We start from the raw sequence: 429 nt of genomic DNA on the forward strand, positions 1-429 counted from the left end.
CCACTGCGACGATCGCGTCAGTTCCTGACTCGACATGCCAGTCAATCAACCTCCTGTAGGCCGACCAATCTATGCGCCCATCCGAGGACATCGGCGTAATCAGGGCAGGAATGCTTCCGCAAGGAAGGGATCCTGCCAGGGAGCCGTGAGTATTTGCAGATTGTATCATGATTGCTAGTCGACCTATGAAGCTCTGTGCTTGGTTCCATCCACGCCACGTATGGGCAGAAATCAAACGCTCGCGAGCCAGTGAAGGATGGAGCGTCAGCTTTCCCGCCGGTTTTTAGGAGTCGCGATCACACGCGCGCCGAACTCTGCAAGCCATCGCATTAAAGTAAAGTACTGGCGAGTATCTAAGTTTCCTCGTTCAACTGCGCCTATGAAAGCTTATATCAGAAAATGTTCTATTTCTATTTCAATCTCTAGGAT

1 protein-coding gene is annotated in these 429 nt (G+C 51.0%); it reads right to left on the minus strand.

The genetic code is table 11. The features are described from left to right. On the minus strand, positions 1 to 169 hold a 169-nt coding region (locus tag C1631_RS25615), incomplete at its 3' end, for a dihydrodipicolinate synthase family protein (RefSeq protein WP_185144708.1). Between the last annotated feature and the right edge of the window lie 260 nt (positions 170 to 429).

The organism is Chryseobacterium phosphatilyticum (assembly GCF_002899825.2).
Lineage (GTDB): Bacteria > Bacteroidota > Bacteroidia > Flavobacteriales > Weeksellaceae > Chryseobacterium > Chryseobacterium phosphatilyticum.